Annotated in this window: 20 protein-coding genes; 19 read left to right on the top strand and 1 reads right to left on the bottom strand. The window is 41.4% G+C overall.

Features of this window, described 5'->3' with window-relative positions; genetic code table 11:
* Window positions 1–10 precede the first annotated feature (10 nt).
* From H8706_RS06625 to H8706_RS06540, 18 genes are all read left to right on the top strand, one after another.
* Window positions 11–907, top strand: coding sequence for a carbohydrate ABC transporter permease (locus H8706_RS06625; protein WP_178347891.1), 897 nt, complete (start codon window positions 11–13; stop codon window positions 905–907).
* A 39-nt stretch (window positions 908–946) separates the two neighbouring features.
* A complete protein-coding gene (locus tag H8706_RS06620; protein WP_262432001.1) occupies window positions 947–4,423 on the top strand; it encodes a GH39 family glycosyl hydrolase in 3,477 nt (1,158 codons plus the stop codon).
* Between the two features lie 18 nt (window positions 4,424–4,441).
* The gene (locus tag H8706_RS06615; RefSeq protein ID WP_262432000.1) at window positions 4,442–7,342 is read left to right on the top strand and encodes a hypothetical protein; all 2,901 of its coding nucleotides are present in this window, start codon (window positions 4,442–4,444) and stop codon (window positions 7,340–7,342) included.
* A 78-nt stretch (window positions 7,343–7,420) separates the two neighbouring features.
* Complete coding sequence (locus H8706_RS06610) at window positions 7,421–9,052, top strand: S-layer homology domain-containing protein (protein WP_262431999.1); 1,632 nt, start codon at window positions 7,421–7,423, stop codon at window positions 9,050–9,052.
* The gene (locus H8706_RS06605) at window positions 9,049–11,661 is read left to right on the top strand and encodes an S-layer homology domain-containing protein (RefSeq protein WP_262431998.1); all 2,613 of its coding nucleotides are present in this window, start codon (window positions 9,049–9,051) and stop codon (window positions 11,659–11,661) included. The genes H8706_RS06610 and H8706_RS06605 overlap by 4 nt, the downstream gene beginning before the upstream one ends.
* Window positions 11,662–11,682: 21 nt before the next feature.
* Window positions 11,683–13,794 (top strand): helix-turn-helix domain-containing protein, encoded by a 2,112-nt coding sequence (locus H8706_RS06600; RefSeq protein WP_262431997.1) that lies wholly within the window; start codon window positions 11,683–11,685, stop codon window positions 13,792–13,794.
* A 228-nt stretch (window positions 13,795–14,022) separates the two neighbouring features.
* Window positions 14,023–14,892 carry an MBL fold metallo-hydrolase gene (locus tag H8706_RS06595; RefSeq protein ID WP_262431996.1) on the top strand — a complete coding sequence of 290 codons (870 nt, stop codon included), beginning with the start codon at window positions 14,023–14,025 and terminating at the stop codon, window positions 14,890–14,892.
* On the top strand, window positions 14,882–15,694 hold the full coding sequence (locus H8706_RS06590) for a class I SAM-dependent methyltransferase (protein WP_262431995.1): 813 nt from the start codon (window positions 14,882–14,884) through the stop codon (window positions 15,692–15,694). The genes H8706_RS06595 and H8706_RS06590 overlap by 11 nt, the downstream gene beginning before the upstream one ends.
* Window positions 15,695–15,838: 144 nt before the next feature.
* Complete coding sequence (locus H8706_RS06585; RefSeq protein WP_262431994.1) at window positions 15,839–15,997, top strand: hypothetical protein; 159 nt, start codon at window positions 15,839–15,841, stop codon at window positions 15,995–15,997.
* Between the two features lie 12 nt (window positions 15,998–16,009).
* Entirely contained in the window at window positions 16,010–16,633 is a 624-nt protein-coding gene (locus H8706_RS06580; protein WP_262431993.1) for a YczE/YyaS/YitT family protein, read from the top strand.
* Between the two features lie 143 nt (window positions 16,634–16,776).
* A complete protein-coding gene (locus tag H8706_RS06575) occupies window positions 16,777–16,899 on the top strand; it encodes a hypothetical protein (RefSeq protein WP_262431992.1) in 123 nt (40 codons plus the stop codon).
* The gene (locus H8706_RS06570) at window positions 16,896–18,338 is read left to right on the top strand and encodes a recombinase family protein (protein ID WP_262431991.1); all 1,443 of its coding nucleotides are present in this window, start codon (window positions 16,896–16,898) and stop codon (window positions 18,336–18,338) included. The genes H8706_RS06575 and H8706_RS06570 overlap by 4 nt, the downstream gene beginning before the upstream one ends.
* Before the next feature lie 250 nt (window positions 18,339–18,588).
* Window positions 18,589–19,836: a hypothetical protein gene (locus tag H8706_RS06565; protein ID WP_262431990.1), complete on the top strand. Its 1,248-nt coding sequence runs from the start codon at window positions 18,589–18,591 to the stop codon at window positions 19,834–19,836.
* Window positions 19,837–20,005: 169 nt separating this feature from the next.
* Window positions 20,006–21,352 (top strand): DNA primase family protein, encoded by a 1,347-nt coding sequence (locus H8706_RS06560; protein ID WP_262431989.1) that lies wholly within the window; start codon window positions 20,006–20,008, stop codon window positions 21,350–21,352.
* 107 nt (window positions 21,353–21,459) lie between these two features.
* On the top strand, window positions 21,460–21,741 hold the full coding sequence (locus H8706_RS06555; protein ID WP_262431988.1) for a hypothetical protein: 282 nt from the start codon (window positions 21,460–21,462) through the stop codon (window positions 21,739–21,741).
* Entirely contained in the window at window positions 21,702–22,358 is a 657-nt protein-coding gene (locus tag H8706_RS06550; protein WP_262431987.1) for a relaxase/mobilization nuclease domain-containing protein, read from the top strand. Before H8706_RS06555 ends, H8706_RS06550 begins: the two co-directional genes overlap by 40 nt.
* Before the next feature lie 283 nt (window positions 22,359–22,641).
* Window positions 22,642–23,745, top strand: coding sequence for an amidoligase family protein (locus tag H8706_RS06545; protein ID WP_262431986.1), 1,104 nt, complete (start codon window positions 22,642–22,644; stop codon window positions 23,743–23,745).
* Between the two features lies 1 nt (window position 23,746).
* Window positions 23,747–24,643: a class II glutamine amidotransferase gene (locus H8706_RS06540; RefSeq protein ID WP_262431985.1), complete on the top strand. Its 897-nt coding sequence runs from the start codon at window positions 23,747–23,749 to the stop codon at window positions 24,641–24,643.
* A 19-nt stretch (window positions 24,644–24,662) separates the two neighbouring features.
* Here H8706_RS06540 and H8706_RS06535 read toward each other — a convergent pair whose 3' ends face one another.
* Window positions 24,663–24,881, bottom strand: coding sequence for a helix-turn-helix domain-containing protein (locus H8706_RS06535; RefSeq protein ID WP_262431984.1), 219 nt, complete (start codon window positions 24,879–24,881; stop codon window positions 24,663–24,665).
* 80 nt (window positions 24,882–24,961) lie between these two features.
* Here H8706_RS06535 and H8706_RS06530 point away from each other — a divergent pair, with 80 nt between their 5' ends.
* Window positions 24,962–25,228: a hypothetical protein gene (locus H8706_RS06530; protein ID WP_262431983.1), complete on the top strand. Its 267-nt coding sequence runs from the start codon at window positions 24,962–24,964 to the stop codon at window positions 25,226–25,228.
* Window positions 25,229–25,267 lie beyond the last annotated feature (39 nt).

The following is a 25,267-nucleotide window of genomic DNA, read 5'->3' as shown; positions in this document are numbered from 1 at the left end:
AATTTTGGCAATGACAAACAAAAAAGTTAAGCTTTCGGCGGACGACCGCATTTTTTACATAGTTGTAAATATAATAATGGCAATAGTTTTTGTAATTGTGCTTTGGCCGTTGGTGTTTATCGTTTCGTCGTCCTTTTCGTCAAAAGAGGCGGTTATGGCAGGCAGAGTTTTTCTTCTTCCGGTCGATTTCAGCCTTGAGGGATACAAAACGGTATTTAAGACAAACGAGGTGCTCATAGGCTACCGAAACACAATATTTTACACATTTGCGGGAACGCTTATAAACATTTCGCTCACAATGATGGCGGCATATCCGCTGTCACGGCGCGACCTTCCTCACAGAAAAGCGCTGATGTTCCTTTTCACGTTCACTATGATTTTTTCGGGAGGTATGATACCCACATACATCATAGTAAGCGAGCTTGGAATTTTAAACACTCCGCTTGCAATGATACTTCCCGGTGCGCTGTCGGTTTACAACCTTATCATCACGCGCACATTTATAGAAAGCAGTATTCCGTACGAAGTTTTTGAGGCGGCAACAATAGACGGTTGCGACGATTTCAGATATTTCTTCAAACTCCTTTTGCCCCTGTCGGGACCCGTTCTTGCGGTTATAACGCTTTATTATGCGGTGGCGCATTGGAATTCTTATTTTAACGCATTTTTATACATCACCGATTCGCGCCTATATCCGCTCCAGCTTGTTCTTCGGAACATACTCATAGCAAATCAGATTGATTCCGCTATGGTTACGGACTTTGACTCTATGACATCAAAACAGGGATTGGCGGATTTGATGAAATATTCGCTTATTGTTGTAAGCAGTCTGCCGGTGCTTGTTATGTATCCTTTTGTTCAGAAACACTTTGTAAAAGGCGTTATGATAGGCGCGGTAAAGGGGTGATATGCCATTAAACGTTTAATTTCGGTAACACTTGCGCTTTTGCTTTGCTTTTCGGCGTTTCCGGGCGGTTTTGTATATGCCGTTGAAACGGAATATGCGCATACGTCGCGCCTTAAAGGAGGCTGGCAAAACGAAAGCATAGAGCGCACTTTAATCGCATATGCAAAATTCGGCGAGAAGTGCGAAATGTATAAAATGACGGCACAAATGGGTGACGATACATCAATCGAAGTTTCAAGAGCGCTCGGAAAAGAGGGCTGGACGCTCGACCCCGACAAGGGAGAGAGCGCACGCTATATAAACATAAATGTAGACAAAGATACGGCATATCTTGTCGAGGATGGCACAAGCTACGCGGTTGAGGTTGATTATTTCGACAATGACGAACTTTCAAGCCTTTCTATGGAATATTCCGCAATGGACTATCAGCCCCTTTATCATCAGGACGCGTCGGGCGAGTATGCCCAACCGTCGCTCAACAAGGAGGTAAAAACAAAAGAGGGAGAATATCTTATTTTCGGCGGAACGGGACTCTGGCAGACATACTGCTGGTTTTTGGATAATCCCACTTTTGCGGACACCCTCGGCGGTTTTGATATGCGCGTGGGCGTTTACAGCGATACTATGAAATATTCGCGCGGTTCAAAGGCGGTTATTTCGGAAATAAGGGTGTACCGTCTTGAAACCGCAAGCAGAATAGAAATAAAAAATTCACCGTCGGACGAGAATTTGGGAAACATTTTCTATGACGGCGAAAGTATAGAATTCGGCGTTACGTTTTCAAACGTAAATTACCCGATACAAAATCAGTATGACGGCGCATATCCTTTGGACGTTGTATATACCGTAAAGGATATTGACGGAAAAACCGTAAACACAATGACCGAAAGTTTTACCCTTGCTCCGCTTACCGAGGAGGAAAGGCACACAAAAACATTTAACGTTGACAAATTCGGCATTTACACGGTTGACGTTGAGGCATACTGCCGTGAAAAGAAAATTTACAGCAGACTTGCAAGCGAGTTTTCGTATGTTCATTCGGATAAGGGCAAAACGGTAAATCCCAAAAGCGGAGTGCAGATTGCACTGTTAAGCCCCAAAGATACGCAGATTGCGCGCCTTGCCAAAAATGCAGGCATACCAAACGTCAGAATGATGTGCTATTACTACAACTGGCGAAAAAGCGCGGTCAATTATGAAATTACAAACGTCGCGATAGCCGAGGGGTATAAGTCGCTGTTCAGAGCGTTCAAAAACGCAGGACTTAACATTGATGCAAACCTTCATTCGGCGTCATGGATGGGTGCGGCATATAATTTCAGCGAAATCGAGCGCACACCGCCTTATACCGAGAACGGTCTGCGGCGCTGGAGCGACTATTGCGCGATGATGGCAAATCTTCTGGGCGATACGGTAGAATGTTTTGAAATCTGGAACGAGTACAATCTTGGTCCGAACCACAGTTTTAATATGGAGAACCGCCCTGCGTCGGACTACGCAAAAATGTATATTGCGTCGAAAAAGGCAATACAGTCGGTAAATCCGAACATTCCCGTTGTGGGACTTAACACGTCGGGCGCGCCGTATGCGTGGATTGAAGAAGTTTTAAAAGCAGGCGCAACGGATATGGACGTATTGTCGGTGCATCCGTATCAGTGGTACGGAAACCCTTTGACCTACAACACGACGGTAAACCTCAAAAAGGTAAAAAAGATGTTTGAGGATTACGGTATGGGCGACATTCCGATATGGATAACGGAATACGGATATTCCTCGCATTACGAGGAGGTTAACACCGACATTGACCAGGGTATGTATAACGCGCAGTCTTACGCTATGATAATGCAGGAAAAGCTTTCGGACAGGTTTTATTTCTACTGTTTTCTCGATAAGGACAATGCGCCGAGAGCAGACAGAGAGTCGAACTTCGGTATGGTCCGCGGAAAGTTTGATACAGAGCTTCCGTACACCGTTTCATATGCGGCAAAACCGGGTTACCTTATCATAAGCAATATGAATATGCTTTATCACGACGCGGAATTCTCAGACTGCATAAACATAGGCGAAACAGGCAAGATTATCCGCAGTAAAAGCAAATCGACAGGCAAGCAGACCGCAATGCTGTTTTCAAACCGCAAAAACGGCGAGCTTGTGACGCTTGACCTCGGAACGGATAAAATTACGCTTTACGACGCTTACGGCAACAAAGAAGAAATAAGCGGTGTAAACGGAATTTACAGTTTTGATTTAAGCAAGCGCATTAAATATATCGAGGGCGATTTTAAATCGTTCACACGTGTTACTGGCGGAGTTTTTCCGCCGTACACCGAGATAAACGCGGTTTACGGCGAGGAGATAAAAATCCCGATTGTAAATTACACGGGAAAAACAGTCAGTGCAAAAATCATTCCTTATGAAGAAAGCTCACTTAATATCGCCGAGGATAAAATAAGCGGTGAAAAAGGATTTTTGACGATAAACGGCGGAGATGCCCTAAAGGGCAGTGAACGCGTACGGCTTGTATTGTCAGATGACGAAAACGTTTACTTTAACGGAAATCTTTATATTTCGTATAAGGAGAACGCGGAGCTTTCAACCACGCTTATACCGCAGGAAAACGGCTGGACGATGAGGTGCACGCTCACAAACCTGTCGGATACAAAAGATATAAGCGGTTATCTTACGGTTTTGACGCCCAAAGAGTGGACGGAAAAAATAAAAAACGTAAATGTTACGGTTAAAAAAGGCGAAACAAAAAATGTTGACTTGCCGCTGCCCGTTTCGCTCGTTTCGGAGGACAAGGTTATAGAAATAGGCTTTGTCACAGATGAGGAAACCAAAATGGGCAGTTACCGAAGCGGAAACTATAACTTCAGTGCGGCGCTCAAGGCGAAAGAGCCTGTAAAAATTGACGGCGACGGAAGCGAGTGGACAGAAGGATTTATAAACCTTAACCGAAGCGACCAGTTCCACAGTCTTTTGAGCCTCGGCAGTGTGTATCAGGGCGCGGACGATTTAAGCGCGCGCACCGCCGTAAAATGGGACGACGAGAATTTCTATCTTTATGCCGACGTTTTGGACAACAAGCATTTTTCGACGGGCGTTACACCCGTTAACATATGGCAGATGGACAGTATACAGTTTGCGGTTGTTTACGACCCGAAAGACGAGCTTTCACGTTCGGAATTTGAAGAAATTGCAGTCGGCGAGGCTGACGGAGAAGTTATTTTGTACCGTCATAAAACGCGCTTTAAGGGAGATGGCGACTACACAAAAATCGACGGCGGCGAGGCGGCAGTTGTAGTAGACGGACTCCACACGTATTATGAAGTTAAAATCCCGTGGAGCAGTCTTATGGTTGAAAAGGTGAACATAGAGCCCGGAACGGAGCTTAAATTTGCGATGGTTGTAAACGAAAACGACGGCGTCGGCAGGGTAGGCTATCTTGCGCTGGGCGACGGCATTGTTTCAAGCAAAAACAGTTCGCTCTTTAAAAGGCTTTACATAAGAAATTAAATTTTGGGGGTAAAAAAGATGAAAAAATTATTGTTAAAGGTATTGTCCGTAAGTCTTGTTATTATGCAGATTGTATCTTTTACATCTTTTGCGGCGATACAAAGCGAAAGCGACTCAAGCGGAAATTACTTTTGGTATGAGAATTTTGCGTCGCAGGGACTTACAGCATCGAGCAAAGCAACGGTGACACATAATTCCGACGGTTCCGATACGGTGACTACCTCGGCGAGCGGTCAATACGGATATGTAAGCCTCGGAACGGTGGATTTCACAAAAGGACCTATTCTTCTCTCATATAGAATTAAAGCGTCGGCCGCTGCAAAGGCTTGGGGCGCACTTCATATAGGAAGTCCCGATGTTGATATGGTTGTTATGCCGAAATTGTGGGACGGCAATAAAATAATGGGTCTTGAAAAAAACAATGCAAGTGCGGATTTGGCACAGAATACTGTTGTCGGCAATGAGAATGGATTAAAAGAAACAGCGTCCACATCAACATATAAGCTTAACACTTGGCATATTATTCAGGTTTTGCTTGATTACGACTCCGAAAATCAAATTCTTACGGTTAACCAGTTTGCAGATTCAAAACCGCTTTTAAAAGCGGACGGAACACAGTTTTCGTATAAACTCAAAAGGGCGAGCGGTATGGGCGACGCTATGAGTTCATCTATGACTTTCAGATTTTATGTAGGAAGCGGAAAAACGGCGACTATCGACGATTTGATGATACGTCAGGAGGGCAATATTTCGCTTGATAACGGCGCATATATTTCTAATAAAACCGCAACTTTGAACATTGTTGACGATGCAAATTACGACAAAACTTTTACATATCAGAAATCGGTCAACACAACAACGGCTGACGATTACGCCCTTACAAGATATACGGCTGACGATAAGCTCCTTTTAAACGGAAAACCGGTTACAACAAAGAACACAGAAAACTATCCCGGCTCGATAGTATTGAGAAACTGGCTTGAACAGAGTGCAACAACGGATTTCTTTATTTTTAAACTTACAAATCCCGACGCGGTAAAAAGCTTTTCGGGCAAAACTGTTGAAAATCCGTACGGACTTTTGCACAGCGGAACGACAACTCCCGTAAGAGAAACGCATCTTTATGACGCGGTCGGCGCGTATGTTACGCTCGATAACGGCAAACTTCCGTCCGCAACCAAGAAACTTGAATTTACACTGTCGTATAAAGACGCCGAAACTATAGGGGCGGACGGTGTAAAAATCGAGGGTGACGGAATAAGCATAGCATCTCAAAAACTTGACAACGTTTACACAATAGACTTGGGTGAAAACAACCTTGCAACAGGCACGGAATACACAATCACCGTCGGCGATGTTGTAAAAACATACATCACAACGGGCGAAAAACCGGCAAGAGAGTTTGCAATGGCGGAATGTGCGGATTTAGACACTGCAAAATTTACAAACGGTGATGCAGCCAATGTTACATTAACAAAACAGTCGGACGGCTTGCTTTATGCAAGCAACAGAACGACGGGTTTAGGAAACGTTTCTTATAAATTTAACGATACATTCGATTTTACAAAGGGCGCAATGCTTGTTTCGGTTGATATTACGTATAATCAGGATATGACGTGGATAGGCGATGTAGGCCAGCTGTTTTTGCCGAATATGTATCTCGGAAGTAAAAATATAGGATATATAACAGGTATTCAGCACTACGGTGTTTACGGCAGAAGTGCCGACGGCGGACGAGTTAAAGTAACCGATGCAAAAGGCAAAGCGAACACTGTAAAAAAAGGCGACAAGGTTACCTTGCGCGGACTTTTTGAATACAAAAGCGACGAGGGCAAAATATACTATACGCAGTTTGCCGACGACAGACGTTTATACAAAACGGATGGCAGTGTAATTCCTGCATATTCGGTTGACGTTACCGAAGATGTTCTCGGTCAAAACCCCGTTTTGAAGTTCCAGGGCAGACTCTTTAAGGACGGCGGTTTGATTATAAATAACATCACCGTTACCACGGTAAACGGTATTACGGCTGATGATGTGCTGCCGCTCACAAGCGGTACCGCAACGGCAGAAATTAAATCGAGCGTTAACTTTGCGCAGGACGCGCCCGTGAGCGCAGCAGCACCGCAGTATACAAACAGCGCGGCAAAAAGCGACTTTACCGTTACAAAATACACTTCCTCCGATAAGCTTCATTTAAACGGAACGGCGGTGACGGATTTCACATATGCATCCGAAAACGGAAAATTTACAATAGGAAATCTTGCGTCGGACGGCGAATATGTGATAGAATTAAACGACAAAACAAAAATTTCGGATATCGCGGAAAATGCGATTGACACAAGCCTTTTTAAGACGGGCGGCGAGGGTCTTATTAAAACCACTGTTTTAAGCGGCGAAAACAAGGAAATGAAAATTGGTGCGGACGGAAAAATTCCGACCAACGCAAAGAAAATTAAGTTTGAGTTTACAAAAGATTATGTTACAAGCGGTGTTTCGCTCGGCGGAAAATCGGCATCGGAGGAGAACGGAGCATATACGTTCGACTTTTCGTCCGACGCGCTCGAGAGCAACAAAACTTATACTCTTACAGTAAACGGTGCGGACTACGGCACATTCACAACAGGCGACGGTGTGTTCGCCGTAAATCAGCCGAGCATTACGGCGGACGGTTTCGGAAGTGTGTATATTCAGAACACCACAAGCGCCGACAAAACGGTTTACATTATCCACGCGGGATATAAAGCCGACGGACTTCTTACAGGCGTGGTTTATGAGGAAATCACCGCTGGCAAGGGCACAAGCAAAACATATACAATGGTGAAAAAGCCCGAACTTACAAATGCACAGACACAAAAAGTTTTCGTTTGGGAAGACTTTACAACACTTTATCCGCTTGCGGAGGAATTTTCAAAATAATTTAAACATATCAAGCCGAAAGGGGCTGCCTATCACAAAAAAGACAGCCCCTGACGCTTATTTTTGGGAGGAATAGAAATGAACAAAATCGGACGTCTGATTTTTGGCGCCGTTTGCATTTTCGGCATATCGCAAACGGCTTTTGCCGCCGCGCATATAGACGTTTTTGACGACAGCAGTATTTCGCATATAAACGGCACGGCTCTCTGTGCGGACAAAAAGGTTTCCGTATGTATTTTCGGGCTTGATAAATTGCCGTCGGACGCAGAGAACGCTCTGCCCGGCGCAGTTATCTATGCAAATCAGTTTATGCCCGAAAAAGATTTGACATTCAGCGTGCCTGTTGATATGAACGGTTACGAAACGGGAGAATACAGACTTTCGGTTTATCAGGAGAGAGAAAAAGTATATGACGGTTATTTTCCGTATGCAAAACCTATCGACAACAAAACGGCTTTGCAGGGGCTTAACGAGGTTATCGAAAGCGGTGACAATGCAAAAATTACCGAATATATAAATAATAACCGCGTAAAACTTGAATTTTCGAGCGACTATGACAGCCTTGTTTCAATAGGCAGTGCGGTAAAATACATCATTCAGGGCGCGCCGTACGATATAAACAACAAAACCGCGTGTGCGAATGTTTACAAAAAGGCAATGCTCGCGCAGAGCTTTGCCGAGGGAAAATTTACGTCGGTTGACGAAAACATCGGCAATATTGACGTGTTGAATAAATCTCCGCTCAAAGATGTTTATGCTGAAAAATACATAACAGACACCGTTAAACAAAATTTCGCTGCGAAAATAACATCGCTCGCGCCTTATGCGTCGCTTGACGATTTTGACACGGCAGTTTGCGACGCGCTTATTCTCACGGTTGTAAACTATCCCACGGGCGCGGACGATATATCGTCGGTTATAACGAAAATTTATCCGAATTTCCCCGAAACTCTGCTAAATCCCACCGTTTGCAGAGCGGTGATGAAAAATTCATATAAAAATCTTGCGTCGCTTAAAACCGCTATGGAAAACGTTCCGCAAGCGGGCGAGAGCAGTCCGTCAAAGGGAAGCGGTTCAAAAGGGGGCGGAGGAACGCCGTCGGGCGCGGTGTCTAATTCCGTACCGTCGAACAGTGCAAGCGGTAAAGATGAGAAAACCGAAACATATTTTGACGATATGGACGGCGCGGAATGGGCGAAAACGTCTGTGGACGCGCTTGTTAAAAAGGGGATAATAGCAGGGCGCGGAAACAATAAGTTTGCGCCGAACGAGAGCATAACGCGTGAGGAATTTGTTAAGCTTTGCGTTGTGTTGTTTAAGCTCCCGGCGGACAGTATTTCGGACAATGCGTTTAATGACGTAACAGAGGATATGTGGTGCTATCCGTACATCAAAACAGCTTACGGCGCAAAAATCATAAACGGAATTTCGTCCGATGAGTTCGGTGTCGGCAGAAATGTTACACGTCAGGACGCTATGGTGATTTTAAACGAATGTATCAAAAATTATAATTTAACCTACGGCGAGGGCGAAAAATTTGCGGACGATGCCGATATATCGGACTATGCAAAATCCGCGGTGGAAAATATGCGCGCTTTGGGCATTATATCGGGATATACCGACGGCACATTCTGCCCCAAAAACTCCATAACGCGCGCCGAGGCGGCAAAAATTCTGTTTGAGGCTGACGAAAGGATTGATGAAATATGATTAAAAAAATAATACCCCTTATTCTTTCGGTATGCCTTATATTCGGATATACGCCCGCGTTTGCATATGAAAAGGGCGAGGCGTCGGACTCCTCCGATATGGCATATGCGCTTTTGGCAAATTTAGGCATTTTGGAGGACGGCGAAAGCTATGAACTTATAAAAAACAACACGGTGACGCGCGAAAAATTCGCGCTTTATCTGTCGAGGCTTTTTAATATCTGGTCACCGAACGGATATAACAAATTTTCGGACATAAGCGGTGCAACCGATGAGGAAAAAGCGGTAATTTCGCTCGGCAGTGCGGATATTTTGTCGGGCTTCGGCGACGGCACGTTCCGGCCGAAAGAGAATATAACCGTCACAGAAACGGCAATCGCCGCTTTACGCGCGCTCGGATATAAGCCGACCGTTAACTGGAGCACGGACAGATATTTGCGCGAGGCGGATAAAATAAAGCTTTTCGACGGCATATCGAACAGGGACAAAAGCTCGATGGGCGACCTTGTGGTTTTGCTCTACAATGTTCTGCACGCGGACAGGATAGAATACGATTATACCGACGACAAGCTGGAAACACCGCTTGAAAGCGTGTTTAAGCTTAAATACATAAAAGGTGTTTTGACCGCAAATGCGTATGCGTCTTTTTCGGGCGTGAGGACAGGCGGTGCCGACTATGTTGCCGTTGACAACGTTATCTACAAAACCGAAACCGCCGACGCTGCGGATATGCTCGGATACAAGGTTATAGCATATGTTTCAACCGAGAGCGGAAACATCGTGTATTGCTTTAAGGATACCGACAACACGGTTATGACAATCGACCTTGAGGAATTTGACGAATACGACGGCGGCACGGTTTTGTATACTCCCGAAAACACCGACAGGCAAAAGAGGGTACACCTTACATCGGACGCGGTAATTATTAAAAATTCCGTGCTTGTCGGCACGGATTACAAATCGGCATTTAACGGAGATTTCGGCACAATAACTCTTGTTTCGTACGACGGCGGCAAATACAATGTTGTTATTATCGACTCATACGAAAACTACAATGTTACGGGTGTGGACGTGAGCAAAAAGACAATTTATACCGATAAAAAAGACGAAAACGGGAATTTTGTTTCGGTTTTGCTCGACGGCAAGGATTTTGTTAAAATAGAAATGCTTCCGTACGGAAAAGAAGTTAACGAAAACACAATCGAACCCGACGATTTGTTAAGCCTTTCAATATCGGACGACAAAAGCATTGTGTGCGGATATTTGTGCGCCGAAACGGTAAACGGCAAGGTTGAAGAAATTTTTCAGAAGAACGGAAAGACGTATATCACCGTCAACGGCACCGAATACAAAACAGACCCCGAATTTTTCAAAAATTCGGACATAACGCTTGATACACAGGGTGAATTTGTGCTTGACGCAAAAGGAAGAATTGCCGCTTTCCGCAAGGATAACAGCGCTGTTAACGAAATAGGGTATATTTACGATTTATACACTGCGGACAACAGGCGTGACATAAACGTTAAAATTTACGGATTAAACCGCACGCACACCGAAACTGTTCTTGCGGACAAGGTTAAGTTTAACGGAACGCCCGAGAAAAAAGAGGACGTCAAAACCGCACTCTGCACTCTTTCGGGCGGTCAGCTCAAACGTCAGCTTATAAAATTTAAGCTTAATTCCGAAAACAAGGTGTCGCAGATTGACACCGCATACGAGAGCAAAGACGCAAAAATCGGCGGCAATGTTTTGTATACACAGCTTGAAAAGGGAACGTATCAGTGGTATTATCAGATGAAAACCTTCGGCAGGCAATATGTTTTGTCGAACAATACATATTATATGCGCGTGCCGCGAGAAAACGACGACACAAACGATAAAGCTCTTTTCGGCTGTCAAAGTTTTAAAAACGTTACCTGGTATAATCAGGACGCGTCAAAAAACATTCTCGGATTGTATAAATTTAATGACGACACGCCTTATGCGGATGTTTTGGTCGTTCCCAATTCCGACGGCTCAACGCTTACCAATCAAACCGAAATTACGGTTGTTTCGTCAATTTCCAAAAAGACGGGGCCGGACGGCGACCCTACATATGCGGTTCACGGATATTGCAGAGGAAACGAGGTTACGGCATATATTCCCGAGTTCGACTATAAAAACGACATAGGAGAGGGTGACATAATAAGATTTGCAACCAATATTTACGGGCTTGCAAAATCTTACGAAATAGTGTATGATTACAGTGAGGACAAAACAAGCTGGGAGGATGAAACGGGCGATAAGTATACATATGTAAAGGGCGGACTGCGCTATACGTTCGGTTATGTAAACAATCTTTACATAGCGCCGTATACCACAGGGCTCAACAGTGTGCTTCAAATAGGCCCATCTCCCGACGTGATAGAAAATACCTATCAGACCAACACGTCGCAAAGCTCAACAACGCGATTTATCGTTGTGGACAAGAACAGGCGCACCGATAAGGTTTATATGGGACATTTCGACGAAATAACCTCATATGAGGCAAGCAAAAGCTTTGCCGATACGTCGCGCGTGTTTGTTCACACGCGTTCAGGCTGGCTCATTGCGGTAATCATATACAAATAAAATTTTCAAGGGGAATTGCTTGTGAAATTATTAAGCGAAAAACTGAAAAGCAAGCGGACAAAAGAATTTCTGACGTTATTTTTAACACTTACGGCGGCAATTTTAACGCTTATCGTTCCGCTTTATAAAATTACATACGATTCCATCAAAACAAGAGTTTACAAAGAAACCGAATCGCAGGTGACGTTTCTTGCCGATATGATAGACTCGGAAATTATGATGTGTCATAAGATGAAGGGCAATTACAGAAACGACCCCACATACAGTATGCTCAAAAATATGAACGGTTTTGACGCCTCGGCACAGCATATTATATTAAAAAATTTTGCCGACGATTTTTCGTCAAAGGCAAATATGATGCCGGTAAACGATTATTTTTATATCTTTTTCAGCAACAACAACGTTGCGCTGGATAAGCAAAATACATTTGACAATATTGAGCCGCTTTTTGAAAATTACATAAAAATCGACAATATGGATTACAAGCGGTTCAGAGATTATATTTTCGACGCGGACAAGGGTGTGACCGTGAAATATTTTGACAATATGGAGATTAACGGCGACAAAATAAAGGGAATAGCCGTGTTTTACCCTATGGATATGCACATAGGACTTCCGCCCGAAACTGTGCTTATGATTGTGTATAATGTTGAGTCGCTTTTCGGAAAAGTCGGTATGAGCAACTACCGCGACGCTTTCTGCTCGGTATCGCTCGGCGGCGAAACGCTGTATTCAAACGGCGGTGCGGAGTCTAACACCCCCGTTATAAGCGCTATGTGCAAAAATATAGACCTTATTTTCAACGTGAAAATTTCCGACAAATATTTTGACGAATATATGATTGGATTTAAACGGTTTATTTTGTTTTATGCAATAATTCTTTTTGCGTTTATCATATGTATGGAGCTTTTTATAAGCTGGTATACCAAAAAGCCCGTTCGCCGTACGGTAAGGCTTGTTTCGCAGATTATGGGCGATAAAAACATACACAGCGAAGAAGAAATGTATAAGGCAATCGGCAGAATGAAAACCGACAAAAGAAAGTCGGACAAGGCGTTTTTGCTCACTATGTTTCTGCGTCCGCTCGACGAGGCGGAGTGTGAGTTTATAAAGAAAAAATATCCGGCATTTCCTGAGTCGTTTGTTATGGTGCTGTTTCTTTCCGAAAACATAACCGCAAAAATTTTAGAGCTTTTGCTCTCGAAAAATAATATAGAATACAGCGAAATTCTTTCGCCGAAAAAAGGCGAAAACGTTGTGATTTTTGACTGTACCGATTTGCCGAATATGGCTGAACTTGACAAGAAGCTTGACGATATTGTGTTTTCCGTCAAGAAAAACGGTATGGATTTTACTGCCGTTATGGGAACGCCGTGCAACGGTATTGAGAATTTTTACTATATGTACGTAAGGCTCAAAGATTATAACAGGCTCATTGACCACAGCGGATTTTTCAGGCTTGCGGACAATGCGGAAAACGACGGAGAGAGAAATCTCGATATGTCAAAGAGCGAGAAATTAAGGGAATATATCGCGTGCGGTCAGGCATTTGAGGCGAAAAAGATAGTCTACGGGCAGTGGTATGACATTATGGCTGATAAAAGCACCGCGAACGTCGATATAGAAAGATTTTTCTATTCGCAGATAGGAATTATCTCGGAGATTGCATATAAAGTGCGCTACGACGGAGAAATTGCAAAATACGACCCTAAAATAAAGGTGTCCGAGCTTGCGTTTATGATTGCGGCGGATATCGACGCGATATGCGAACTTATAAACAAACGCCAGAGCCAGTATGACGAATACGGCAAGGTGCTTGAATTTATCGGTGCAAATTTCAACAAGGTCAATTTTTGTATGGCGGACGTGGAAGAAAAATTCGGCATAACGGGTAAGACGGTTAACAAAATTGTGAAGTCGCGGACCGGCAGAACTTTTACCGAGTATGTGGAGGAACACCGTCTTGATATGGTTAAAAAATGCCTGCTCGAAAGCGACGATGAGGTGAAAACCGTTTCGGAAAAATGCGGTTTTTACAATTACGACACTTTTTATAAATTCTTTAAAAAGCATATGGGAATTTCGCCCGCAAAATGGCGTAAAATGAATATTTCGCAAGGCGATAAGGATTGATAAAACGGCTGCGGCTAAAGTTGCGGCCGTTTTTTGCATTTCTGCTATTGAAAAATACAGCACTTTGTGATATGATAACTTTAATAACAACAGGCTGTCGTATGACGGCTTTTAAAAAGGGTGTTGGTTAGTATAATCTAACCGTTGGCGTAATATATTACAGAGTTCAAATTTCCAATCAAAAATAATGGCATAAAAACATATTGTATTTGAAACGGAGGGGTAAAAATGTCAAAGAGAGCGACTGAATTTCAGCGGAAGTCTATGAGCAGAATGTACCGCGGAAAGGAAATTTTCAAACCGCTCAATACCGGCTGGATTGACGAAAATGTGGCTTGCGTGCGCGAATGGGCGGCAAACATCTTTTTCTGCCGCAAGGGCGAAAGCACAATTATGATTGACGCAGGTTACAATTACGACTGTCTTGCCGAAAAAATGCACTGGCTCGGAATTGACCCGAAATCTGTCCGACATATACTCATAACACATCAGGACACGGATCACGTCGGCGCGGTTGAGTCCGACAGTCCCGGACTTTTCAAAAAAGCGAAATTATACATCGGCGAAACCGAAAACCGCTATCTTACTGGTGAGGTCAGACGAAAGGTTATTTATCATCTCTATAAGCTTCCGCAGGTGACGGTAAACAACAAAAAACAGCTCCTCAAGGACGGCGAAACCTTACGGATAGGCGATATAAAAATTCACTGTTTTCTCGTTCCCGGCCATACGTGGGGGCATATGGTGTATCTTATTGATGACAAATACTTATTTACGGGCGACACAATCTGGTTCGGCGCGGACGGCGGTTACAGTTTTATTTCCGCCCTTGCGGAGGACAATAAACTTGCCGTGAAATCGCTCGGCATACTTAAAGAAAAGCTTAAAAAGATGGGTGTAAAACCGTTATTCATCACGGGGCACACCGGCTGGACAGACAATTTTGAGTTTGCCTTTGCGCACAAGGACGAGCTTTGCTCACCGTTTAAAAAGAAAGTTCACGACCCGTCGGCGCCGTATGACGCATATGACGAGTCGGACGACACGGAGGAAGGCGCAAAAAACGGATTTTTGAAAGGTGTCGGTTATGAAATATAAAATAGAAAAGAACACTGTGCAGGAAACGCTCATAATTCCGCTTTATGCGCGGAAAATGTGTTCCGAGCTTTTCCCGGATTTATACCGCGATGAAACATCGGCACGGCTGATTGATAAAATTGATTATGATTTTACAAAAGTTGCTCAAAAGTCGGAAAGTTTTATGCAGAAATTCGGATTTTTGGAGGTCGGAGTAAGGCAGAACGACCTTGCATTTGAAGTGCGTGATTACTTAAAAACCCATCCGAATGCGTCGGTGGTAAACCTCGGATGCGGTCTTGACAATACGGGCAGACACTGCGACAACGGCATCTGTAAAATTTATAATCTCGATTTTCCCGACGTTATTGCCGTGCGCAATGAGCTTTTGCCCGCCGGCGAACGCGAGAAAAATATACCGTGCGATTTGAACAACACAGAATGGTTTGAAAAAATAGACGCGTCGGACGGCGCTGTATTTTTTGCGTCGGGTGTTTTTTACTATTTCCGCTATGAACAGGTAAAATCGCTTGTTTACGCTATGGCAAAGGCGTTTCCAAGCTGCAGACTTGTGTTTGACTCGGCAGGCAAAACTGCGGTGAGTATGATAGCGAAAACGTGGATAAAGCAAGCAAAAATCAAAGATGTAAACGCATTCTTTTATGTTTCGGACGCGGAAAAAGAGCTTTCCGACCGGGACAATAATATAAACGTTTCAAGCAAGGGTTATATGCTCGGTTACACTGACCTTAAAGATGAGTCTGTAAGCGCGTTTTTCCGTCTTTTGGCAAAATTCGGCGACAATGTTATTATAATTTTCTGATTATATATTATATCACATTAAAACCGTTTTGTCATCATACCAAAGTATAATAAATAGTTATTTTTTTAAATTTATTGCAAAAAAGACGTGCTTGTGATATAATTTGCTTATCCGAAAGAAAATAATTAAAAGGGAGAAAGTATTATGTATGTCACGATGATTGTTTCTTCGTTTTTGGCGTGGCTTGCGGGTTTTTATCTGGACGGAAATATTGCGGAGGACTTATACTTTAGAATATTGTTTCCCGTAATAGCCGTGGGACTTTGCCTTTTGACGGCAATTAAAGACAATAACAGGGATTAGGATTTGGATTTTATGGTACATAAAAAGGAAAAATCGGCAATAACAAACGATTTGCTTAAAAAGATTATAATAATTATAGTTGGTTCAATCATCGCAGCTTACGGAATTACGCTTGCTATGTACGCAGGATTCGGCGGTGCGACGCTGGCGGTTTTGTGGCAGGGAATTTCCGAAACATTTCACATAACTATCGGAACGGCTTCATTTATCGTTGCGGTTGTAATGATTTTGTTTGCGCTGATATATGACAGAAAGCAAATTCATATCGGGACGGTTTTATACCAGATTGTATACAGCGTATGTGTGGATTTGTTCGCAAAGTGTCACGTATACAGCAGTCATATGTGGGTAAATTTCTTCATTATGCTTATAGGAATTGCTTTGTTTTCGATAGGAACGGGACTGTACGCCTCGGCATCTTTTGGCAGAGGTTCGTACGAGGCAGTGACATTTGCAATAGCGGAGAAAAACAATCTTCAGGTTAAAATTGTCCGTATGATACTTGATGTTTTAATGGTCATAACGGGAATGCTGCTCGGCGGAAAGTTTGGAATATGCACCGTTGTTACGGTTGTTGTTTCGGGTCCGCTTATACAGTTTGTAAACGGCAAGTCAAAAAAGATTTTCAAAGTGTGATAAATTATACAGAGGTGATTTTTAAAGGCAACCTAAACAGGGTTGCCTTTTGTAATTTTATAAAACATATATAACCTTTAAATAATCAATCGTCATATTTACGTATTACGGTTGCATATTATCAAAATGAGGAGGTTGTATATATGAAAATCACAAATACATTTTACAGCAAAAATGATGCGGAAAAAAGGGAAAAACAATCCGAACTGCACCGCCGGTGCATACTTCTTCTGCGTGCCGTGCGCAACAAGGAAAATGCGTCGTGAACGCTATATATGCCCGTCAGTCAATCGACAAAAAGGACAGTTTGTCGATTGAGGGACAAATTGAAAGATGCAGAAAATTTGCGGGCGACGACGCGAAAATTTTTGAGGATAGGGGATATTCGGGAAAAAACACCAAGCGTCCTGCGTTCACCGAGCTTATGAATGCGGTTAAGTCGGGCGAAATTAAGAAAATTTTTGTATACAGGCTCGACCGTTTCAGCCGTTCGATAGCCGATTTCAGCCGTCTTTGGGAGCTTTTGGACAAATGCGGTGTTGAATTTTATTCCGCGACCGAAAATTTTGACACGTCCTCGCCGATGGGACGGGCTATGCTCAACATTGTGCTTGTTTTCGCCCAGCTTGAGCGTGAAACCACTGCCGAGCGCGTGAAGGATAACTACATTCACCGATTTAATCTCGGAGCGTGGGGCGGCGGCCCTGCACCGTACGGGTTTGACTTAATCAAAATAGACGACGGCGCGCGGAAAGTTTCGTCGCTTGTGAAAAACAGCAACGCCGAAACGGTGAAATATATTTTTGAAACCTACGCAAACACCGACATATCGCTCCGAAATCTTGCGCTTAATTTAACGTCGGACGGTATTCACGCACCGAAACGCGAGGCTTGGGACGGTGTGTCGCTGTCTAGAATTTTGCACAGTCCGATATACGTCAAGGCTAATGCGGATATATATTGGTACTACGTTTCAAAGGGAATGAAAATAAATCAGAGCGCCGAGGCGTTTGACGGAGTACACGCGTGCAGTGTGATGCGCAGACGCGACCGCGGAAAAAATAAATATAACGAATTTGAAAAACAGGCGCTTACGGTTGCAAACCACGAGGGGATTATCGAGGCGGAAATTTGGCTTAAGGTACAGGAAAAGCTTAATAATAACAAGCAGATTTCGCGTGCGAATGCCGGGAAATATTCGTTTCTTACAGGACTTATGAAGTGTGCAAAATGCGGTTATGCAATTAAGGTGAATAATTTTAAAAATGACGGAAAATTAAAGCTTGTGTGCTCGGGAAAGTCAAATTTGTCCGCGTGCGACGCTGATATTGCGGTGGATTTGCGCGAATTGGAAAGTTACATATCGGACGAAATTGAAAAAGCGCTCGAAACACCGCCGAACGTAAATTTGCCCGATACAAACGAAAATTCGGAGGAGCTTTTGTCAATCGAGAGAAAAATCGAACGTCTTGTCTGCGCGCTCGCCGAGGGCAGTGAAATCTCCGCGGTGTATATAACAAAAGAAATCGAACGTTTGCACAAAATGCGCGAAGAAATGCTTAACAAACCGAAAAATGAGGTGCAAAAGTTTGAAAAAATAGATTTTAAATCTCTCGGATTTGGCGAAAAAAAGCTTGTTGCGTCACAGTTTATAAACAGAATTTTGATAGGCGAAAACGAAGTAAATATCGAATGGAAAATGTAAGTCCCTCATTTTTAATGGGGGACTTTGTTTTGGGGATGTTTTCAAACTTTTATTAAATTTTTTCAAAATTTATAGTTTTAACATCATAAAGTGAAGATATATAATTGTCGGCAGTCGGATAAGGTATAGTATATTCTGACAAAGTTGTAATACCGTTTTTGTGTGTAATTATCAAAAACTTTTAAAGATATATACAAAATTATATGTGCATGGTATAATAATTATAATAAAAATATGGGAGGATGCTTAAATGGATAATTTGGAAGAAATGAAAAAAGGAATATCATATTGTGTTGAAGAGATGGCTGATGCATGGTCAAAAATTATTGGGCTTGCAGTAATTCCTTATGAGCTTGAGTACATGAAAGAAATAGCCTTGTTTGACTACTTGTTTTTTTGCTTTGATACCGATGACTCTTTAAGTCAAACACCGTATTACTATGCCGGTCAAAAATTTAAAACAACAGAACAGCAGACTGCATATAAGAGATCCGGTGAAAAGTACGACGGCGAATTTTTTTCGCTCGATGATAATTTGAAGTCGAAAATCGATGATAGTCTCGATAAGATTGCCGCTATTCACATCCTTCAGAACAAACAGGCAGAATGCGAAAAACATGAATATGTTAAGTTTAAATACAAAACACAAGGAAAACAAAAGTATCATTTTGATACACTGATTGTTACAGAATGGGTCGGAAGCGGAAGTTTACAGATGCTGAAGATGCTTTACGGCAATAAAGAAGCAATGAGGGTATCAACTGCCGGAAAACGTAAGAAAGGTGATTACGGATTGGTTGATGCATATAAAAATTTTGACAAATTACTGAGCCGTATTCAGAAAAATGATTACCCCACTGCAGCTGAGTATGTTACGGCGTGCTGTGCGCTTTATAAGCTCGAATATACATACAGATTTATAATGTTTGCGGAAATTGCCAAGGTTATGAATAAGTACCAGTTTTCATTAAGTACCAAAATTCCGGATTTGTTTGAAGTGGTCATAGACAGATTTCCCTTGAGCGAAAGCCTAAAATACTCGCCGATTGTAATGGATTACAGATATATAATCAACCTTGGATTTATTTACGATTCTGATGATAAAGAAAAGGCTGATATAATCAACACCCGATTTATGATGATACGTATGATAATAAAATATGCGATGAACATGTTTAGGGGATTACACAAGGATAAACCAGAATGGACTACGGAATTTTTTGGTGAAGTTGCAGATTTTATGTATAATGATTGCTGTGTTACAAAAGCATTTAAAAAACTCAATTTGAATATGTGCAAAAAGAGCGGTAAAAATAATTGTTACGACTATATAAGAATGTTATATACAAATTCTCCTCTTATTGATACGAAAATTTTGGAAACCGGGAGAAAAGAATACAAAGAAAAGCTTGATGAATTTGAACGTGAAAAAGAATCAAAAAAAATTAAAAATAATAAAACAAAAAATAATACGAATTGCATAAACCCCGAAAGTTAGAGGCTTTTGGGGTTATTTTATTTTTAATTTTAGTGCAATTATAAGTACGCAAATTTCAAAAAAAGTACTTTTTTCATTTTTTTTGACAATACGCCTCCCGATATAATGATAGCAGAAAGAATAAGGTGCATCTAAAATTTCAAAATAAATTCAAATAAGGAGGATTTTGATGAATCTAAAATTTTGTGAATCCATAACCGAAAAATTTGACGGGAGGGCTGATGTTAAAGAAATTGTTGCGTTTATTTTGCGAAAAAATGTTTTTCGTTGCTGTAATCAGCAATTATACTTTTACTATCGGGATTACAGATATTATATTCCGATAGAAAAGCAAAATGAATGGCATGTTGTGAGTTGCTTTATCAGCGACGCGACACAGGAAAAAATAAGTCATTCAAAATCCGATGAAATTATCAACAAAATAAAAGATAATTTCAAAATTCAAATGACATTTAATGATTTCAACCGCGATATATATTGTATCAATTTGTTAAACGGAGTATATGATGTCGCGGAATGCAAGTTGTATGACGAATACGAAGACGAATGTTTTAATTACTTCTTAAATGTGAATTACATAAGTCCTGATAAGAGAAGAATGCCGAATTTTGAACATTTTTGTAAAACGTCACTTGGCGGTGACGAAACAAAAAAGGAATTTTTGCTGCAAATGATCGGATATTGTTGTACTATTCTAATGATGGCAAAAAAATGCTTTATTCTGTTGGGCCCGCCGAACTGCGGAAAATCGCTTATACTTCACCTAATCGAATATATGATAGGTGATGATTATATCTCAAGTATCCAGCTTGAAAATCTCGGAAATAGGTTTTCAACGGCTGTATTGAGCGGAAAACGCCTTAACATATGCGGCGAACTATCAGCAAGACCGCTGAAAAATATTGAAATTTTTAAGCTGGTTGTGGGCGGTGACACATTAAGCGGTGAATTCAAGGGTAAAGATGTGTTTCAGTTTAAAAATAAATGCAAGCTCATTTACGCCGGCAATATTTTACCGCCGATAAAAAACGAGGATATATCCACTGCATTTGTAGACCGCATTGCCCTTTTGATTTTTCCCGACAGCATTAAGCAGGAGGAAAGAATCCCTGATATGATGGAAAGGCTTAAGGGTGAAGCTGATTCGATTTTTTCGGAGGCAATTGATAAGGTAGATATTCTTATCAAAAATAATTATATGTTTCCGAAAATGGAAGATGCCGATATGATGCTTGCCGATTATTCGTTTCAGCAGACACATATTGATAATTTTATCGATGAGTGTTGTATTATAAAACCGGAGTATAGAATTCATACTGTAGCATTATATGAACGCTATATTGAATTTTGTTCGGCAAACGGAGTTAAGTCAATAAGTCAAAATTTATTTTCACAGAAAATAAGCTCTGTTAAAGGCGTGGAAAACAAACGTTTCCGTTCAGGTAACGGAGAGTCGAGAAGAGGTTTTATAGGAATAAGTGTAAAAAGCAGAGTACATCAAGATTCCGAAATGTAATACAAAATTTATATAAAACAAAAAAATCTTTGGAACAGCGGAACAAATCAGCTGTTAATATCCAAGGAAAATAAAAGAATATTTTCACCGGAAAGGAAATAAAAATTATGTCAAAGTCGGTTTCAATTCGTCTGGAAGATGAATTATACGAAAAAGTATCAGAATATGCCGATTCGAGAAATATGAACTTTTCTCAAGCTTTAAAGAACATGATTGAGGACGGCAAAATTATTGTTTTGAAAGAAGGAATAGAAATTTTAAACTGTTTAAAGGATATCGACAGAAAGCTAAAGTGCAGTGAAATTACGTACGAAGAAAAAATGCGGATTGAGGAGGTTTGCAACGCTATATGGCTATCATTAGATACTTTAACTCAAAAAACAGTATAAGCAAAGGAAAATACACATTAAAAAGGGTTTTAAATTATATTTCAAATCCTGAAAAGACGGCAGGGCAGACAGGCGGACTCTATGTAAATGAGAAAAATGCGCTTGAACGGATGAGAGCCGTTAAACAGTATTATGGCAAGGAGGATGGGAGGATTTATATCCATTTTACCATTTCATTTAAAGGAAAGCGTGATGTGCAAAACCTCTATGAATTTGCAGAGGAAGTTTCGGAGCAATTCAGTGATTTTCAGGTGTTGTTCGCAATACACAATAATACCGCAAATCACCATATTCATTTTGTGATTAACAGTGTCAGTATAAATGACGGTCATAAGTTTTCTCAAAGCAGAGATGATATGAATAAATTCAAAAAATTTATTGCGTATTTGGAACAGGATCATGGACTCGGCAACGGTTTTGTTGATTTTTACATCAATGATACCATTGAGGATTATTATGATGATAACGGCGAAGATGAACATTTTGAACGCGCACCCTTTGAGGAATATATTTCGAAAATTCCCAACTTTGATGAATTGACAGAACTTGTTTCGCCGATAGAGTTTTTTGACGGCAGCGGCAAAGAATTGACAGAGCCGATTATTTTTTACAGATAAAGAATTAAAAATTTGTCAAATTAAAAACTTTCGCTTATATATCATAACAATGAGATGCGTATGGGTATATTTATCAAAATAACACCAAAAAGGAGGGATAACAATGCGGATAATGTGGAGAAACTTTTTTAAGAAAGTAATACCTGCGATTGGCGAATTTTTAACTCTTGCAGTCATAACGTTTGTTGCAAGCATATCATTTACATAAAAACAAAACCGCATCTCAAAATTTGGGAGTATCTGATTTTTCGGATACTCCCTTTTATATATTCGGAGGATTAAAATGAGCGAAAAACTTTTTTGTTCGCACTGCGGTGCGGAGACTGACAGAGATGAAATGTTTGAATTTGGCGGTGCGGTATACTGTGCCGGCTGCATAGACGAATTGACGACACTCTGTGACTGCTGCAATACGCGGATACGGCGCGGCGACGTACACGGTGACGGTGAAACGGAACTATGCAGCAGCTGCTACGACAGTTATTACACAACTTGTGAAGACTGCGGAGTTTTGCTTCACAACGACGACGCATATTTTGATGACGACAATGATTATCCGTATTGTCACAGCTGTTACGAAAAACTTCAGCAAGCGTCTATAAAATCATATAACTATAAGCCCGAACCGATATTTTACGGTACGGGACCTTTGTTTATGGGGGCAGAACTTGAGATTGACAAGGGCGGTGAGGATATCGGTAATGCGGACGATTTACTGGCTGTTGCAAACCGCGGCGGTGAACACATCTATTGTAAACACGACGGGAGTATTTCAAACGGATTTGAAATTGTAAGTCACCCGATGACGCTCGAATATCACAAAAGTAATATGAATTGGCAGGAAGTGTTTGAAAATGCCGTTTCAATGAACTATCGTTCGCATCAGACAAGCACTTGCGGACTGCACGTTCACATCAACCGCACCGCGCTTGGAAGAACCCTTGATACGCAGGAGGATGTCATATCACGGATTGTGTATTTTGTTGAAAATCACTGGAACGAACTTTTGAAATTTTCCCGCCGCACTGAGGAAAACATCAACCGCTGGGCGAATCGGTACGGAATTTCCGCCACTGCGAAAGATACGTACAAAAATGCAAAAAACAAGCATATGGGAAGGTACGTCGCAGTCAATCTTGAAAATTACGATACGATTGAATTTCGTATTTTCAGAGGCACTTTGCGATATAAAACATTTATTGCTGTGCTCCAGCTTGTGTATGAAATCTGCCGTTTTGCAATTCAGCTTGATGATAAGGGAATGGAAGGACTGTCGTGGTCGGAATTTGTTTCGCTGATACCCGCTGATAAGCCCGAACTTATCGAATATTTAAAGTCAAAACGGCTTTACATCAACGAAATATCGAGTGAAAGCGAGGAGATATAATATGTGCTGTTTATTCGGCTATTACAGATACGGTTCGAAAATTGAGAAAATTTCGGTGCTTACAAATTTGCTTGCGGAAAACGCAGCGGTGAGAGGTACGGACGCTGCCGGGATAGCATATAACGACAACGGAAAACTTGTCATACATAAAGAGGCAAAATCTGCAAGTTATATCGACTTCAAACATCCTGACAATGCAGTGTGCGTAACAGGACATACGCGTCATGCAACACAAGGCGATAAAAAGAAAAACTATAACAATCATCCGTTTTCGGGTTCGTGCCGAAATATTAAATTTGCACTTTCACACAATGGTGTGATTGTAAATGATGACGAGCTTAAATCACAGTACAATTTACCGAAAACAAGGATTGAAACCGACAGTTATATTGCGGTTCAGTTATTGGAGAAGAAAAGGAATCTTAATATTGACAGTGTAAAATTTATGTCGGAGAGTTTAAAAGGGAGTTTTGCGTTTTCGATTCTTGACAGCTCAAATACACTTTGGCTGGTGCGCGGCGACAGTCCGCTTTCTGTTGTTCATCTGCCGGAATATAAACTGTACGTCTATGCATCGACAGATGAAATTTTGTATAAATCGCTGGTTGATACAAAACTGTTTGATGAGATAAAGAAGGGAAGATTTGAAGAAATTATGATCGAATCGGGCGATATTGTACGTATTAAACCGAACGGAAAAATTTTTAAAGACAAGTTTAAGTACAGTGATTACAGTTGTTATCAGTGGTGGGATTACGAAATAAGCGATAATGATTATGTGGAAAATTTAAAAACCGCGGCCGCGTATCAGGGTTACCCGCCCGATATGGTCGATGACCTTATGAGCAACGGATTCTCGCCCGAAGAGATTGAGGACTACATCTATTGTGTGGAGTAAAAGGGAAAAGTGGTGTATGCTATTTTTCTCCAAATTCTTTTCCGGTGATTAAATAGTCAATAGATTTTCCGTAATAGTTTGAAAATGTAACCAAAAGACTTATGTCAGGGTTGCGTTTGCCGTTTTCGTAGTAGGAAAGAGCCTCTCGTGTAATGTGCAAGTCCATAGCAACTTTCATTTGCGTATATCCTTTTTTTATGCGTATTTCGCGCAAACCGACCATTTTCAAACCGTTCACCTCCAAAAACCTCTTGACAATATTGTAACAAATTGTTATAATGAATTATGTAACAATTTGTTACATAATGGGGGATAATAATGGGAATTATTTTTGCAGTTGTTATTGTTTGTGTATATATGGTTTGTCCTTTAATAGGAAAAGTCATCTTGTTAATTGCAAACACGTTTTTGCCCGACCCAATTCCTTTTGTAGATGAGATAATTATGTGGATCGGGTTAATGATGCACCTTGCAAGATTGCAGATGATGTTTGAATTTATAGGCAGACATAAAAAAGCCTTTTTAGCAATTCTTTTAATTATAATTGCGGTGATTCTTTGCTTTTGCAATTCAAATCACGGCTAGAGAGGAGGTGAATAGTATGTCAAAACAGGTTGAGTATAT

Source organism: Qingrenia yutianensis, assembly GCF_014385105.1.
Classification (GTDB): Bacteria; Bacillota; Clostridia; order UMGS1810; family UMGS1810; genus Qingrenia; species Qingrenia yutianensis.
This window is presented reverse-complemented; position numbering and strand designations above follow the sequence as displayed.